Here is a 15,288-nt window from a genome sequence, read left to right as displayed (position 1 = left end):
CGGAATAGTGCCCAGCTACGAATGGGTACATGATCACACGGGACGCGACAGCTACGTTCTGTTGTTGGCCTGCGCTCGGCCGATAGACCAAGGGCGTCGCACTGCGACATCGCATTGTCGAGCGGTGAATTCCGGCCCTGCGTGCCGCAGACGAACTCCTGGTATCTCTCCCTAAGTTCGTCGGCCAGGCGTCTACGCTGGCTCCAGCTTCAGGCGTCCATGGGCGAACGGGTTCACCATTAAGAGGGTGTGGCTGCACGGATGGCAGTGCCTGCTGAAATGCTGTGAATCCGTCGGCCTTGTTCACGGTCGAAGCGACGAACCGCGAGGGCGTTCGCGCCTGCAAGTCGGATGACCTGGGTCTCTGTCACGGTGATGGCCGCACGCGTGGCCAGCGTCATCGTCGCATGCTCGATGAGGGGCGTGTCGATGGGCTCATTGTTGAAGAACTTGATGACCCACTGTTCCCCGTTGATGTCGATGAGCGCCTTGGGCTTGGCGCCACCGAGCGGACTACCGCCGCCAGCGATGATTTTTTTCTCTAGAGCGCTGATCGGTTCTGAGGCTTCAATTTTGGCCACGACCTCGCTGAGTTGCTGCGCCTGTTCAGAGCGTGGTACAGGTATTCCATCAGCGACAGGCGTTTGGGCTTGTCCACGAATCGAATGACCTTCTCGCCCCAGCGGTCCGGCCGGGCGTCATCGACAGCGCCGACCGCGCGCTGTGCGTCGGTCGCGAGGCGGGCGGGCGGCAAGAATTCGGTGTTGACGAGCGGCAGGTCCTCGCTCAACGCGAAACCGTTGGTCAACCATTCCTTGCTGTAGTGCAAAGAAACTCCCTTGCCTGCGGAGACCAACTTGAGTGCGCCGACGTAGCGCGCTTTAGCCGGGTCATCAAGGTACCAAAGGTACAAATCGTCCAGGCGCATTTCAGTCCCTGGTTGTGTCGGCGTTCTGCAGGGCGCGCATGCGCGCTTGCGCAGAGGCCTGCGAGCGTACGCGGCCCAGATTAACGGCCTCACGGACATCCATTTCAAGGGCGCCTTGGTCGTGCTCAGGCGCCGCGAGATTTCTCAACTCGCCGTCACGCTGGATGAGCCAGAGTGCGGTCGCGATGATCCCGATGCCGACGGACGGATCACCGGCCTCGATCCGTTGTAGCGTAGAGACCGTGACGCCTAAACGCTGAGCCCAAGACCGCATTGATTCCTTGCGGCGCAAGCGAGCCACCGCCAGATCGGCGCCCAGCTTTTCTATGGCGCCGATGGTTGCTGGCGGAAGCCGAGAGAGGGCGCGAGCAGGTTTTGGCATACTGATATGGTATCGCAGAAGACTATATTTAGTGCTGTTATATCAGTATATTTCGTTTTCTACCTACCCGATTGGAGTCGTACCATCGGCCGTCTCTGGCTTCGGGCAGGCATGCTTACCACTGCCAAAGCCATCATGAACACGCACTTGCAAAGGTGTAGCCGCAAGGATACAATTTGCCATGTACAGCGTGATCGAAACAGAAGAGTTCAGCGCTTGGCTGGGTGGCTTGAAGGACCGCACGACTCGCGCAAGGCTTCAAGTGCGCTTGCGCAAAGCATCGCTTGGCAACTTGGGCGATGTGAAGCCGGTTGGGGGTGGCGTCTTTGAGATGCGCGAGTTCTTCGGGCCGGGATGGCGCATGTACTACGTTGAGCAATCTGGGGCCATCGTTGTCATGTTAGGTGGCGGCGACAAATCCAGCCAAGTTCGCGACATTGATCGGGCCAAGAAATTGGCCAAGGAGTTGCATGATGAGTAAGGTGAAGACTCGGCCATTCGACATGGCCAACTACCTCAATGACGAAGAAGACGTCACCGCCTATTTGCAGGCGGCGGTCGAGGATGGAGATCCTGCACTGCTTGCCGCGGCCCTGGGCGACATTGCCAAAGCGCGTGGCATGACGCAGTTGGCCAAAGACACGGGCATGTCCCGCGAGAGCTTGTACAAAAGCCTGTCAGGCGAACGCGCCCCCAACTCGGAAACCTTGTTCAAGGTCATGCGGGCACTGGGGTTCAAGCTGACGATTCAATCTGCATAGCTGAGTCCAGCATCTTTTCGACCGCCGACTCAAGTCTTGAGAGATTTCATTGACCAGCATCGCGCCACCCATGGGGTCGAGCCGATCTGCAAGGTGTTGCAGGTGGCCCCTTCGGGATACCGGCGCTACGCGGCCCAACAACGCGATCCAAGCAAGCGCTGTGACAGAGCCAAAAGCGATGACACCCTGGTGCCTCAAATCGAGCAAGTCTGGCAGGCCAATATGCAGGTCTATGGCGCAGACAAAGTGTGGCGGCAACTGGCACGCGAGGGCACGGCTGTGGCACGCTGCACGGTCGAGGGTTTGATGAGGCGCCAAGGCCTGCGCGGCGTGAGGCGTGGCAAGGTCGTGCGCACGACAATCAGCGACGGCAAGGCGTCATGCCCACTGGACAAGGTCAATCGCCAGTTCAAGGCTGATCGACCCAATCAGCTTTGGGTGTCGGACTTCACTTATGTCTCGACCTGGCAAGGCTGGCTGTACGTGGCCTTTGTCATCGACGTGTTTGCCAGGCGCATCGTGGGCTGGCGTGTGAGCACCTCCATGCGCACGGACTTCGTGCTAGACGCCTTGGAGCAGGCGCTTTATGCACGACAACCCGAGCGCGACAACAGCTTGATCCACCACAGCGATCGCGGCTCGCAATACGTGTCCATTCGGTACAGCGAGCGCCTGGCAGAAGCGGGCGTTGAGCCCTCAGTGGGTAGCAAGGGCGACAGCTATGACAACGCATTGGCCGAGACGATCAACGGCCTCTACAAGGCTGAGTTGATTCATCGCCGGGGGCCATGGAAAACAAGAGAGGCGGTGGAACTGGCGACCTTGGAATGGGTGTCCTGGTTCAACCACCATCGCCTGCTCGAGCCCATCGGATACATCCCTCCTGCAGAAGCTGAGGCAAACTACTATCGGCAACTCGCCAGTCAAGCCACCACGGTGGCGGCATAACTTAAACCAAATGGCCTCCACGATTCCCGGGGCGATTCATTGATGCCGCCACCGAAAATTTCGGCGGCTTCGCGCTGGCCGAGGTCGAGCTTCTTGCGCACGCTGACAATGAATCCGGGATCAACGATGGCCGCGTTCACCTGCTTGTTGAACGCCTGCATCTCCCGCATGACTCGCTCGGTTTCGGCCATGTCGGTGATGGACTCATCACACGCAGGGCAAAAGTCAGCCGTTACCGCTGGAATGGTGGTGTTTTCGCCCTTGTAGGTATAGGGCAGGTCGCGGGTGTCGTGGATCAGTTCCGCCGCACCGCAAACAGGGCATTTCATGTTCATAACTCCTTGAAGGACACGATCAGCACGTCATCAATGACCGTCAACTTCAGATACACGTCGCCCGCCTGCGTGCTGGGGCGGTACACGTCTTGCCAGACCGTGTGATCAGCATGCGTGGTCATGCTTTTGTAGAAATCCGCTGCTGTGAGCGCGATTACCACCGCCGGCATCTCGGAGAGGTTGCTTGGGCGCGGAGTTTTCGGTGGCTCCGCCCCACATCAATCCTAACGATGGCGTGCTTTTTCCAGCATCGCCGCCCGCAAAATATCATTCAGGCGGCTCTGATAGCCCTTGCCTTGACCTTTCAGCCACTCCAGCACATCGGCGTCAATGCGCACGGTCAATTGCTGTTTAACGGGGCGGTAGAACTTGCCGCGTGCTGCAGCACCTTGCCAGTCTTGTTCGGTGGAGGCGGGAAGGTCGGAGAAGTCGATTTCACTCTCGGGCTTGGCGCTCAATGCGGCCAGTTCCTTGCGGATGGATTCAGGCACCTTGTTCATAAATTTTCCTTTCCAGTTTGCTTGCGCGTCGTGCCGAAATGATGCGGATGTGCTCTGTGCCGCCCTCGGCTTGATGCCAGGTGTGCGCAACCAGAAGCAGGACGACATCTCCAACCATGCCAATGGTTTGCCAACGCTGCTCTCCGTGCTCAATGCGGTCTTGCCGGGAGGCATGCCAGGGGTCATCAAAAACCAGCCTGGCAAGCTCAAAGCTGACACCGTGTTTGCGCTTGTTGCTCTCGCTTTTGGCTTCATCCCAGGAAAACAATCGCTGCCCCTGTATTTTGTAGTTACATAATTGTAGTTTTTTCTCGATCCGAGCGCAAGTAAGAGATCCGTTGAAGTGAAGGCGGGATGCCTGTGCTTTGTGGCTCGCAAAGCGGTAAGACTGTGAGCAGCTAAAATCCCTCTTCTAAGCCCACCTCCACCAAACCACCCACCCATGCCCTCCACCCCCAAGTCCCCCACCGCCATGGCCAACGCCATCCGTGCCCTTGCGATGGACGCCGTCCAGCAAGCCAACTCCGGCCACCCCGGCGCGCCCATGGGCATGGCCGACATGGCGGTGGCCTTGTGGGGCCGCCATCTGCGCCACAGCCCGACCCAGCCACATTGGGCCGACCGCGACCGCTTCGTGCTGTCCAACGGCCACGCGTCGATGTTGATCTACGCGCTGCTGCACCTCACCGGCTATGACCTGCCGCTGGACGAGCTGAAGAACTTCCGCCAGATGCACAGCAAGACCCCGGGCCACCCGGAAGTCGGCGTCACCCCTGGCATTGAAACCACCACCGGCCCGCTGGGCCAAGGCATCACCAATGCCGTGGGCATGGCCCTGGCCGAGAAGCTGCTGGCCGCCGAGTTCAACCAGGGCGGCCAAACCATCGTGGACCACAGCACCTACACTTTCCTGGGCGACGGTTGCCTGATGGAGGGCATCAGCCACGAAGCCGCGGCCTTGGCTGGCGCCTGGAAGCTGAACAAGCTGATCGCGCTGTATGACGACAACGGCATCTCCATCGACGGCCAGGTGGCGCCCTGGTTCATCGACAACACGCCCCAGCGTTTCCAGGCCTACGGCTGGAACGTGATCGGCCCGGTGGACGGCCACGATGTGGACGCCGTGGACGAGGCCATCGTCCGGGCCAAGCTGAGCCAGGACAAGCCCACGCTGATCGTTTGCAAGACGCACATCGGCAAGGGCTCGCCCAACCGCGCCAACACGGCCAAGGCCCACGGCGAGCCCCTGGGCGCCGATGAAATCAAGCTGACCCGCGACACCATCGGCTGGTTGCACGAGCCCTTTGTGGTGCCCACCACGGCCTACGCCGATTGGGACGCCAAGGCCGACGGCGAAGAACTGGTCGCCGAGTGGGATGAGCGTTTCGCCGCCTACCAGGCCGCCTTCCCCGAACTGGCCGCCGAGTTCACCCGCCGCATGGCTGGCGACCTGCCCGAGAACTTCGCCGAGATCGCGGTTGAGTCCGTGGCCGCCGCGCACGACAAGGCCGAGACCGTGGCCAGCCGCAAGGCCAGCCAGATCGCGCTGGAGTTCTTCACTGCCGCCTTGCCCGAAATGCTGGGCGGCAGCGCCGACCTGACCGGCTCGAACCTGACCAACACCAAGAGCACGCCCGCCTTCCGCGTCGATGCCGACGGCCAAGTCGTCAAGACCGAATCGGGCCAGATCGGCCGCCACATCAACTACGGCGTGCGCGAATTCGGCATGGCCGCGATCATGAATGGCGTGGCCCTGCACGGCGGCTACATCCCCTACGGCGGCACCTTCCTGACTTTCAGCGACTACAGCCGCAACGCCATCCGCATGGCCGCGCTGATGAAGCTGCGCGTGGTGCACGTGTTCACGCACGATTCGATTGGCCTGGGTGAAGACGGCCCGACCCACCAATCGGTGGAACACGCCGCCAGCCTGCGCCTGATCCCCGGCCTGGACGTTTGGCGCCCGGCCGACACCACCGAAACCGCCGTGGCCTGGACCATGGCGCTGGCCAACAAGCACCGCCCTTCGGCACTGCTGCTGTCGCGCCAGAACCTGCCTTACGCGCCCAAGACGGATGCCGACGTCATCACGCAAGGCGCTTACGTGCTCGCGGAACCCTCAGAAGTGGGGTTGAAGAAAAAGCCGCAAGCCGTGATCATCGCGACCGGTTCGGAAGTGCAACTGGCCCTGCACGCGCAAACGCAACTGGCCATCGAAGGCATTGCGGTGCGCGTGGTCTCCATGCCCTCGACCACGGTGTTTGACCGTCAGAGCGTGGCGTACAAGAGCAGCGTGCTGCCCGTCAATTTGCCCCGCATCGCAGTGGAAGCGGGTGCGACCGATGGCTGGTGGAAATACGGCTGCGCGGCCGTTGTGGGCTTGGACACCTTTGGTGAGTCGGCCCCGGCAGGCGTGCTGTTCAAGCATTTTGGTTTCACCACGCAAAACGTGGTGGACACCGTGAAGGTGGTCCTGGGCCGCCGTCGTTGAACTGAACTGAACTGATTGATCGATTTCTAGTCTTTGTTTATATCTCTCTGAGGACTCACCCATCATGACCATCAAGATTGGCATCAACGGCTTCGGCCGCATCGGACGCATGGTGTTCCGCGCCGCCGTGCAAAACTTCAACGACGTCGAAATCGTCGGCATCAACGACCTGCTTGAGCCCGACTACCTGGCCTACATGCTGAAGTACGACTCGGTGCATGGCCGCTTCAAGGGCGAAGTCTCGGTCGATGGCAACACCCTGATCGTCAACGGCAAGCGCATCCGCCTGACCGCCGTGAAGAACCCGGCCGAGCTGAAGTGGGACGAAGTTGGCGCCGACGTGGTGGTCGAAGCGACCGGGCTGTTCCTGACCAAGGAAACCGCCGAAGCCCACCTGAAGGCCGGTGCCAAAAAGGTCATCCTGTCGGCTCCTTCGAAGGACGACACCCCCATGTTCGTCTACGGTGTGAACCACCAGACTTACAAGGGCGAAGCGATCATCTCGAACGCTTCTTGCACCACGAACTGCCTGGCCCCGATCGCCAAGGTGCTGAACGACAAGTGGGGCATCAAGCGCGGCCTGATGACCACCGTGCACGCGGCCACAGCCACGCAAAAGACCGTGGATGGCCCTTCGAACAAAGACTGGCGCGGCGGCCGTGGCATCCTGGAAAACATCATCCCCTCGAGCACTGGCGCCGCCAAGGCCGTGGGCGTGGTGATCCCTGAGTTGAACAAGAAAATCACAGGCATGGCCTTCCGCGTGCCCACCTCCGACGTGTCGGTGGTCGATCTGACGGTTGAGCTGAACAAGGAAGCCAGCTACGAAGAAATCTGCGCCGAAATGAAGGCGCAATCGTTGGGTGCGCTCAAGGGCGTGCTGGGCTACACCGAAGACAAGGTGGTGGCCACCGATTTCCGCGGCGAGCCTTGCACCTCGGTGTTCGATGCCGAAGCCGGCATTGCCCTGGATTCGACCTTCGTGAAGGTCGTGGCTTGGTACGACAACGAATGGGGTTATTCCAACAAGGTTGTGGAGATGGCCCGCGTCATTGCCAAGTAAATACTTGGGCCGTGTCCTCAGAAGCCCCTTCGGGGGCTTTTTCAATGGGTGAACGATTGCTTTGTTGTGCCCAAATGTGACGAGCGGCCATTGTTTGCGCATGGCGGACGGCGGCTATTTCATAATCAGCCCTCTTCGCTTTCCTGGAGTAGTGCGTTGTGAATTGGCAAGGCCAAGCCTGCGGGCGTCTAGTTTTCCCTGTCGGTGTGGCGGTTAAGCGCGGTTGGTGTGCCTTGATGGCGACGCTGATGCTCCATGGCGTGGCCTTGGCCGCAGAAGCGGTCCCGGCCTCTCCGCCGCGCATGGCCATGGGTTTGATCGTCAAGCTCAAGGACGCCAAGCCTGCCTCGGTGGTGCGCCTGAAGGCGTCTGCCGTGCCGAGTGATGGTGCGCCCCGGCAGCGTCAGCGCATGGCCGATGCAGCGCGGCGCAAGCGGGTTTCCTTCCTTGTGAGTCGTGAAACGGCTTTTGGCGCGACGGTGATCCATCCAGGCTATCCCATTTCGCTCAGCCAGGCCAAAGCCGAAGCCGAACGCATGCGTGCAGACCCTGATGTCGAGTGGGTGGTCGTCAATGAAATCGTCAGGAAGCAAGCGGTTTATATCCCAGCTGGCCCGTTGCCCAGCACGGCCTCTCAAAGCTGGCTGCAGCCAATCAGCGTCACCACTCAGCCCGGCTTTGCCAACATTGCACCTGCCTGGGCAAAACTGACGGATGGGCGTACCCTGACACCAGTGGTTGTCGCGATCCTGGACACTGGCATCCTTGCAGATCCCGCCTTGTCCGGACGGTACATGGCCGGGTACGACTTCATCTATAGCGCAGTGTTGGCGAACGATGGCGATGGCATTGATCCTGACGCCACGGACAGGGGCGATGGCATCACCACGCAAGACATCAGTAGCTACCCCGGTGTTTTCGACGGCACTTCTGACGGCTGTTCGAATGTGGCGTCTGGGAACTCTTGGCACGGACTGGAAATCGCCGGGGTGCTCGGCGGCAACCTTGATGGCATGGCTGGAGTGCTGGCGCCCATGCGAGGTGAAACAAGCTCCGCGGTCATCTTGCCCGTGCGCGTATCGGGGAAATGTGGAGCGGAGGTCAGCAGCATCATCGAAGGCATGCTCTGGTCGGCGAATGTGCCCTATCAAGGCGCCCCATCCACGACCGTCAATCCGCATCCCGCAGCTCGTGTCATCAATTTGAGTTTTGGCGGCGAAGGTGTTTGTTCTCTGGCCAACTCTCCGCACGATGCGGGTTGGTTGTACGCCAACACCATTGCAACCCTCAAAAGCCAAGGAGTGCTGGTGGTGGCCTCCGCGGGCAACGGCGACGACACCGTTGGCTACGCGGCGGCCTCTCTTCCAGCCAACTGCGCTGGTGTGCTGGCGGCTACTGGCTTAGACATGCGGGGCTACAAGGCTGGTTATGCCAATCTCACCTCTCAGGGGATTGCGGTGGCGGCGGGTGACTTGAAATCCGATCGTTCTTTTGCCGATGATGGCATCGTGACCACCGGCTATGACGATACTGTCAGCACGCCTTTTTTCGGCATGAGGACCGTGGCGGGCACCAGTTTCGCGGCGCCTCAGGCTGCAGGCGTGGCCGCCATGATGCTGGCGGTCAATCCTTCCCTGAGCGTGGATCAATTGATCCAGGGCATTGAAAGTTCTGCACGCCCTCATGTGACATCGGCGAATCTTGCTGGTGTGTTGAGCATTGATCAGCCGCAGGGTGTTTGCAGCAGCACGAACACAAGCCATTGTTACTGCACCACGGCCACGTGTGGCGCAGGCATTTTGGACGCTGCGCAAGCTGTGGACTGGGCCATTGCTCAGCAGGGGCTGGGGACTTTCACGGCCCCCGCGACGTTTTACACATCCCCAAATGTTTACTTCGCGCCGCCGAGGTCCGTAGCCACGACTTCATCTGGCGGAGGCGGTGGTGGCGGTTCAATGGGTTGGCCCGAGCTCTTGGGCTTGGTCGGCCTGACCGCCTTGGCAGCCAGGCAGCGCTGCCATGCTAATCCAACAAGGCCTCAACCAATTCCGGCGCCTTGAGCGCCAGCGCCTTTCTCCCCTCAAGGGCACGTTTGCGCCACCCAGGCCCACGAGACAGCGCGTCTGCCCAGGCTTCCTTGATGGCATCCGGATCAGCCATCTTGAAGTAATCCATCAGCGATGCTACCTGCGCCAAGTCCTTGCTGACTTTGGCTCTGAACTGCCCCCCACGTTCCCCAATGATCAGGAGTTTGTGTACTGCATAACGCTGTGGCGGGGGCAAGCTGACGACGACACAGCGGCCGGTTGGGGCGAACAGCGCGGCCTGCTGGACATCTTCCAAAGAGAACTCCATGAAGCGCAGCGGTTGCAGGGCGACATCCAGGTTTTCTATCTGGATGGGGTCATCGTTGTCCGCGACGCGGGGCGTGAGGAAATCGATCTGGAACTCTGGCTCATCACGATGCTGGTACGACGAGCTAGCATGGCCTCGGTACTGCACCATGGGCAAAAAACCTTCTTCCATGGCGGTCAAAGCCGAATGACTTTGAGCTTTGACGGTGGCTGGCAAGGCGATTGAGATGTTGCGCCCCGCGTGCGCAAAGTCAATGCAAGCCGTTTGGTCAGAGTCATTCCAGTGCAAGCCTAATTGATTGGCATACGACAAAAATGCATGAGTGCCAATGAGCACGCCACCGGCCCTGAAAAATCCAAACTCGTTCAGGCGCATGATCACGCCGAGATGCTTGCGCTGGGTGGGCGTGCAGCCCAGGGCGAGGGCAGATTTGGCCAATGGTTTCAGGCGTTCGAGCGGTGTGGCGGCCCGGGCCCTTTCCACCATGGCGGCGGTTATACAACATTATTTATTTTGTTGTATAGCGCGGCGACCAAGTCACGACCACCTCAAGGCCGACAAGCCGCGAAGCTTTTGCCCTGAGGTAATCTCAAAGCTGACAGCGCCACCTGGGTGTTGATGTCGGCCTGGGCCACCCGGACCACTTGCACTTCCATGGCGGGCCGCAAGGTGACGACCCGAGCGGTGCGGATGCCGCGAAGCTTCAGGGTGTTGAGTGCGGCGTTGGCGTCTTCAAGACGGCCATATCGGCCCAGTGACAGGCCGGGCGCCAGGTTGGTCGGCGTTTTGATTTCTTCGAAGTTCAGGCCGCGGATGCGGCGCAGTTCGGTCAACTTGCGGGCCAGCATGTCGGTGTCGGTGTACGGGCCCATGTAGGTCAACCACACGCCAGGCACGGCCACGGTGTCGGTGGTCCAGCTGTTGGCGGCCAGCACGGGTTTGAGGGTGGCTTCGACCTGGGGTTGCTCGGTCGCGGTGAAAGGCCCGGCTTCCACGCAGATGGTGCGGCCCGCCGACGCTTCGGTGCCGGGGGCGGACGAGGCAGGGTCCACCTGGTTTGGCGGTGCGGAGGAGGATGACGATGGTGGGGCCGGTGCGGCCGAAGATGCCCCCACCACGGTCAACTGGTCGGCGTTCACTTGCCGCTTCAAACGTTGCGGTTCGCGTTGGGCGTCGGGCCGGATGCCGATGACGTCGTTCAACCACCCATGGCTCCAGGCGTAAAAACCAGCGTTGGCCAACAACAGCACAAGGACCAGGGAGCGCAGCATGGGTGTCAGGCGGGGGGAAGTGTCGGGGGTGGCGCAGAAGAAGCCGCCAAGCGCACGCTCACGTCGCCAGTGGTCCAACGTTGCAAGCCGGTGTCAGTATGCACGAGCAGGGCGCCTTGCTGGTCCACGCCGTCGGCGCGGCCAGTGTCGGTGGGGGCGCCGCGCAACAGTGCGTTGCCGCTGGTGCCGCGCCAAAGGGCCACGTCCTGCCCGGCCAGGGCGTCTCGTTGAGCGTAGGCGGCTTGCACAGGGGCAAAGCCTTCCAGGGCAAAGCGTTGCACCGCGCGCAGCAGTTTGGGCGCGACCCAGGCCCACACCTGTCCGGCGGTCAGGGGTGTGGTGTTGAGCTCTTGCAGGCAGGCGTGCGCCAATCCGCTGGCTTGATCGCCTTGGGGCCGCAGGTTGATGCCCACGCCGATGACCACCCAACGCTGACCGGTCGTCAAGCCGGGCGCTGGCGTGGCCTCGATCAGGATGCCGCCCAGCTTGCGCTGCTGCCACCACAGGTCATTGGGCCACTTCAGTGTGATGGGGGGTTGGGCGGGGCCTGGCAAGCCCGCCATGCCCGCGTCCAGGGCCTCGGCGATGGCCAGGCCCACGGCCAGTGAAAGGGCGCTGCCGCCACCGGGCACCTGGTCCAGGTCCAGCGGCAAGCCCAGCGAAAAGGTCAGGCTGTCACCAGGCTGGGCCACCCATTGGCGGCCATGGCGGCCGCGCCCGGCGGTTTGAAGGTGCGCCGCCAGCAGCATGGGGGCGGTGTCGCCCGCGCGGCCTCGGGCCAACAGTTGCGTGTTGGTGGAGTCGGTCTCGGGCAGGACTTCGATGCTGATGTTCGGACAATCGGCCTGCGTGTCCAGCCAGATCTGCTCGGCGGCGGTGTTCAGGTCGATCATGCGGCGTGGCTCAGCGCTTGCGGGTTTTGGCGGCCAGCATGGTGCCCCGGCATTGCTGGGCGCCGCACCAGCACGCGTATTCACGCTTCAGGGCGGCGGTCAGGCGGGCGTCGATCACCAGGCCGTAGTCGAAGAACAACTCTTCGCCGGGGGCGATGTCGCGCAGGGCTTTGAGGAAGACGCGGTTGCCATCCTGCTCGGCTTCCACGTTGGGATTGCAGGAATGGTTGATCCAGCGGGCCGAGTTGCCCTGATACTTGCCGTCGATGACGTGGCCGTCGTCCAGGTGAAAGTAAAAGGTATGGTTGGGCTGTTCGGGGTCGTGGGGGTGGCGCTCAAGGGCCGTCTCCCAGGTGATGATTTCGCCCTTGTACTCGATGACGGTGCTGCCCGCCTCAATGGCCTGGGTGGCGAAAACCCCACGGCCATGGATGCCGGACTGGCGGACCTGGATGCGCCGGCCTGACGCCGATATTTTTGGAATTGCTTGCGTCATCGACAACTTTGGGTACATTGAAATGAGTGGGCGCGCGTGTGCGTGCGCACGCGTAAGAGCTGATTTTAGTGGGATAAAAAATTCAAACCATGAGCAAAGCCCTGGTCATCGCTGAGAAACCTTCCGTGGCACAAGACATCGTGCGGGCCTTGACGGCCATCGATGGCAAGTTCGACAAGCACGACGATTACTTCGAGAGCGCCAATTACGTGGTGAGCTCGGCCGTCGGCCACCTGGTCGAGATCAAGGCCCCGGAGGAGTTCGACGTCAAACGCGGCAAGTGGAGCTTCGCCAACTTGCCGGTCATCCCGCCTTATTTCGATCTGAACCCGATCGACAAGAGCAAGGGGCGGCTCAATGCCCTGGTCAAACTGATCAAGCGCAAGGACGTCACCAACCTGATCAACGCCTGTGACGCCGGGCGCGAGGGCGAACTGATCTTTCGTCTGATCATGCAGTACGCGCAGGACAGCACGGCCACCACCAAGGCCAAGGGCCTGGGCAAGGGCGTGCGCCGTTTGTGGCTGCAGAGCATGACGCCGCAGGCCATCCGCGATGGCTTCGACAAGCTGCGCACCGATGACCAGATGATGCCGCTGGCCGACGCCGCGCGTTGCCGCTCCGAGGCCGACTGGCTGGTGGGCATCAATGGCACCCGCGCCATGACCGCCTTCAACTCGCGCGATGGCGGTTTCTTCCTCACCACCGTGGGCCGCGTGCAGACGCCGACCCTGTCGATCGTGGTCGAGCGCGAAGAAAAGATCCGCAAGCACGTGTTCCGCGACTACTGGGAGATTCGTGGCAGCTTTGGCGCCACGGCGGGCAGCTACGACGGCAAGTGGTTTGATCCCACCTTCAAGAAGGACAAGGGCGCGGCAGATGGTTCGGCCGAGGCTGAGCTGAAGGCCGATCGCGTTTGGTCAGCGGCTGACGCCCAGGCCATCGCCGATGCGGTGCGTGGCCAAACCGGCTCGGTCACTGAAGAGGCCAAGCCCTCGACCCAGGCCAGCCCGCTGCTGTACGACCTGACCACGCTGCAACGCGAGGCCAACTCGCGCTTCGGTTTCAGCGCCAAGACCACGCTGTCGCTGGCGCAGGCCCTGTATGAAAAGCACAAGGTGCTGACCTATCCGCGGACCGACTCGCGCGCGCTGCCCGAGGACTACGTGGACGTGGTCAAAGAGACCATGAAGATGATCGCCAGCGAAGACATGCCCGGCCCGCTGCGCGAGTTGGCCCAGCACGCCAGCAAGGCCTTGAAGGAAGGCTATGTGAAGCCCGTCAAGCGCGTGTTCGACAACGCCAAGGTGTCGGATCACTTTGCCATCATCCCGACGCTGCAGGCGCCCAAGAGCCTGACCGAGATCGAGGCCAAGCTGTACGACATGGTCGTCAAGCGCTTCCTGGCGGTGTTCTACCCGTCGGCCGAGTTCATGGTCACCACCCGCATCACCAAGATCCCGGCGGCAGGCAAGGAGCATCACTTCCAGACCAACGGCAAGGTGCTGGTCAAGCCGGGTTGGTTGGCGGTTTACGGCAAAGAAGCCCAGGACGATGACGCCACACTGGTGGCCGTGCAGCCTGGCGAATCCGTGCTGAACGAAGACGTCGTGGTCAACGCGCTCAAGACCAAGCCGCCCGCGCGCTACTCGGAAGCCACGCTGCTGAGCGCCATGGAAGGCGCCGGCAAGCTGATCGATGACGAAGAGTTCAAGGCCGCGATGCAGGAAAAGGGCCTGGGCACGCCAGCCACGCGCTCGTCCATCATCGAAGGCCTGATCATGGAAAAGTACATGATCCGCGAAGGCCGCGAGCTGATCCCCACGGCCAAGGCTTTCCAGCTGACCACGCTGCTGCGCGGCCTGGGCGTGGAAGACCTGACCAAGCCTGAGCTCACCGGCAACTGGGAGTTCAAGCTGTCCGAGATGGAAAAGGGCTTGTTGACCCGCGAAGCCTTCATGGCCGAGATCGCGCAGATGACGCAGCGCATCGTGCAAAAGGCCAAGGAGTACGACCGCGACACCATCCCCGGTGACTACGCCACCATGGCCACACCTTGCCCCAATTGCGGCGGCACGGTGAAAGAAAACTACCGCCGCTTCACCTGCATCGGCAAGGGCGGCGTGTCGGCTGATGGCACCGAGGGCACGGGTTGCGGCTTCTCGATCAGCAAGAGCCCGGCGGGCCGCAGTTTCGAGCTGCCCGAGATCGACCGATTGCTGCAGGACCACAAGGTGGGGCCGCTCGAAGGCTTCCGCTCCAAAGCCGGGTGGCCCTTCACGGCCGAACTCAAGCTGGTGCGCGATGAAGAGCTGAACAACTGGAAGATGGAGTTCGACTTTGGCGATGCCGCCAGGAAGGAAGAAGAAGCTGGCGAGGCGGTGGACTTCAGCGGTCATCAATCGCTGGGCGCCTGCCCCAAATGCAAGGGCCATGTCTACGACCATGGCAGCAACTACATCTGCGAGAACGCGGTGGGTGTGGCCACTTGTGACTTCAAGAGCGGCAAGATCATCTTGCAGCAGCCCGTGCCGCCCGAGCAGATGACCAAGCTGCTGGCCACCGGCAAGACGGATCTGCTGGAGAACTTCGTGTCCAACAAGACGCGGCGCAAGTTCAAGGCGTTTTTGAGTTGGGATGCCAAGGCGGGCAAGGTGAGCTTCGAGTTCGAACCGCGCGCGCCACGGGTGCCCGCCGCTAAAAAGGTCGCGGCCAAGAAGGCGGCCTGACGGGGGTGCACCGGCGGCGCCAGCGCGGTTGGCGTGGCCGGTGTAAGGTTCCGGAACTCGCAGCGACCAATCAAGATCTGATTTGTTCTTGCGTGAACCGGAGCCTCCCATGTCTTTCATTCGAACCAGCCGCTCA

At 61.5% G+C, this 15,288-nt stretch carries 15 protein-coding genes, 2 pseudogenes and 1 other annotated feature; of the genes and pseudogenes, 6 read left to right on the top strand and 11 right to left on the bottom strand.

The features are described from left to right. Positions 1–239: 239 nt before the first annotated feature. From PSV38_RS15025 to PSV38_RS15015, 3 genes are read right to left on the bottom strand one after another with little or no spacing between them, the layout of a single operon-like run. The gene (locus PSV38_RS15025) at positions 240–581 is read right to left on the bottom strand and encodes a HipA domain-containing protein (RefSeq protein WP_300548767.1); all 342 of its coding nucleotides are present in this window, start codon (positions 579–581) and stop codon (positions 240–242) included. Continuing rightward, the gene (locus PSV38_RS15020; protein WP_300548765.1) at positions 542–928 is read right to left on the bottom strand and encodes a hypothetical protein; all 387 of its coding nucleotides are present in this window, start codon (positions 926–928) and stop codon (positions 542–544) included. Before PSV38_RS15020 ends, PSV38_RS15025 begins: the two co-directional genes overlap by 40 nt. Before the next feature lies 1 nt (position 929). Continuing rightward, entirely contained in the window at positions 930–1,310 is a 381-nt protein-coding gene (locus tag PSV38_RS15015; RefSeq protein ID WP_300548762.1) for an XRE family transcriptional regulator, read from the bottom strand. A 181-nt stretch (positions 1,311–1,491) separates the two neighbouring features. Here PSV38_RS15015 and PSV38_RS15010 point away from each other — a divergent pair, with 181 nt between their 5' ends. Further along, a complete protein-coding gene (locus PSV38_RS15010) occupies positions 1,492–1,791 on the top strand; it encodes a type II toxin-antitoxin system RelE/ParE family toxin (protein WP_300548761.1) in 300 nt (99 codons plus the stop codon). Positions 1,792–1,807: 16 nt separating this feature from the next. Then, positions 1,808–3,019, top strand: a pseudogene (locus tag PSV38_RS15005) (IS3 family transposase); the annotation flags it as partial. Further along, positions 2,080–2,182: a sequence feature (AL1L pseudoknot), on the top strand. (Overlaps the previous pseudogene by 103 nt.) Here the strand turns inward: PSV38_RS15005 and PSV38_RS15000 are convergent. The 4 genes and pseudogenes from PSV38_RS15000 to PSV38_RS14985 form a co-directional block, all read right to left on the bottom strand. Next, a complete protein-coding gene (locus PSV38_RS15000) occupies positions 2,995–3,348 on the bottom strand; it encodes a type II TA system antitoxin MqsA family protein (RefSeq protein WP_300548759.1) in 354 nt (117 codons plus the stop codon). The pseudogene PSV38_RS15005 and the gene PSV38_RS15000 sit on opposite strands and share 25 nt — an antisense overlap. Before the next feature lie 2 nt (positions 3,349–3,350). After that, positions 3,351–3,524: pseudogene (locus PSV38_RS14995) on the bottom strand (type II toxin-antitoxin system MqsR family toxin); the annotation flags it as partial. A gap of 54 nt (positions 3,525–3,578) precedes the next feature. After that, entirely contained in the window at positions 3,579–3,854 is a 276-nt protein-coding gene (locus PSV38_RS14990; RefSeq protein WP_300548757.1) for a BrnA antitoxin family protein, read from the bottom strand. Further along, a complete protein-coding gene (locus PSV38_RS14985) occupies positions 3,838–4,122 on the bottom strand; it encodes a BrnT family toxin (RefSeq protein WP_366526661.1) in 285 nt (94 codons plus the stop codon). Before PSV38_RS14985 ends, PSV38_RS14990 begins: the two co-directional genes overlap by 17 nt. A gap of 174 nt (positions 4,123–4,296) precedes the next feature. Here PSV38_RS14985 and tkt point away from each other — a divergent pair, with 174 nt between their 5' ends. The 3 genes from tkt (at position 4,297) to PSV38_RS14970 (ending at position 9,468) form a co-directional block, all read left to right on the top strand. Beyond that, entirely contained in the window at positions 4,297–6,345 is a 2,049-nt protein-coding gene (gene tkt, locus PSV38_RS14980; protein WP_300548755.1) for a transketolase, read from the top strand. A 64-nt stretch (positions 6,346–6,409) separates the two neighbouring features. After that, positions 6,410–7,408, top strand: coding sequence for a type I glyceraldehyde-3-phosphate dehydrogenase (gene gap, locus PSV38_RS14975; RefSeq protein WP_300548753.1), 999 nt, complete (start codon positions 6,410–6,412; stop codon positions 7,406–7,408). A 308-nt stretch (positions 7,409–7,716) separates the two neighbouring features. Continuing rightward, a complete protein-coding gene (locus tag PSV38_RS14970) occupies positions 7,717–9,468 on the top strand; it encodes a S8 family serine peptidase (protein WP_300548751.1) in 1,752 nt (583 codons plus the stop codon). On the opposite strand, the gene PSV38_RS14965 is transcribed toward PSV38_RS14970, so the two are convergent. From PSV38_RS14965 to PSV38_RS14950, 4 genes are all read right to left on the bottom strand, one after another. Further along, positions 9,431–10,138 (bottom strand): GSU2403 family nucleotidyltransferase fold protein, encoded by a 708-nt coding sequence (locus PSV38_RS14965; protein ID WP_366526663.1) that lies wholly within the window; start codon positions 10,136–10,138, stop codon positions 9,431–9,433. The two genes, PSV38_RS14970 and PSV38_RS14965, sit on opposite strands and share 38 nt — an antisense overlap. A gap of 173 nt (positions 10,139–10,311) precedes the next feature. Beyond that, positions 10,312–11,034: an SPOR domain-containing protein gene (locus PSV38_RS14960; protein ID WP_300548747.1), complete on the bottom strand. Its 723-nt coding sequence runs from the start codon at positions 11,032–11,034 to the stop codon at positions 10,312–10,314. Positions 11,035–11,039: 5 nt separating this feature from the next. Beyond that, positions 11,040–11,927 carry a biotin--[acetyl-CoA-carboxylase] ligase gene (locus PSV38_RS14955; RefSeq protein WP_300548746.1) on the bottom strand — a complete coding sequence of 296 codons (888 nt, stop codon included), beginning with the start codon at positions 11,925–11,927 and terminating at the stop codon, positions 11,040–11,042. A gap of 10 nt (positions 11,928–11,937) precedes the next feature. Continuing rightward, a complete protein-coding gene (locus tag PSV38_RS14950; RefSeq protein WP_300548744.1) occupies positions 11,938–12,441 on the bottom strand; it encodes an SET domain-containing protein in 504 nt (167 codons plus the stop codon). Positions 12,442–12,512: 71 nt separating this feature from the next. Here PSV38_RS14950 and PSV38_RS14945 point away from each other — a divergent pair, with 71 nt between their 5' ends. Then, entirely contained in the window at positions 12,513–15,152 is a 2,640-nt protein-coding gene (locus PSV38_RS14945) for a DNA topoisomerase III (RefSeq protein WP_300548742.1), read from the top strand. Positions 15,153–15,288 lie beyond the last annotated feature (136 nt).

Origin of the sequence: Aquabacterium sp. (assembly GCF_029946005.1) — a bacterium.
Classification (GTDB): domain Bacteria; phylum Pseudomonadota; class Gammaproteobacteria; order Burkholderiales; family Burkholderiaceae_C; genus Aquabacterium.
Note: the sequence above shows the minus strand (reverse complement) of the source record. Positions and strands in the feature narration are given on the sequence as shown.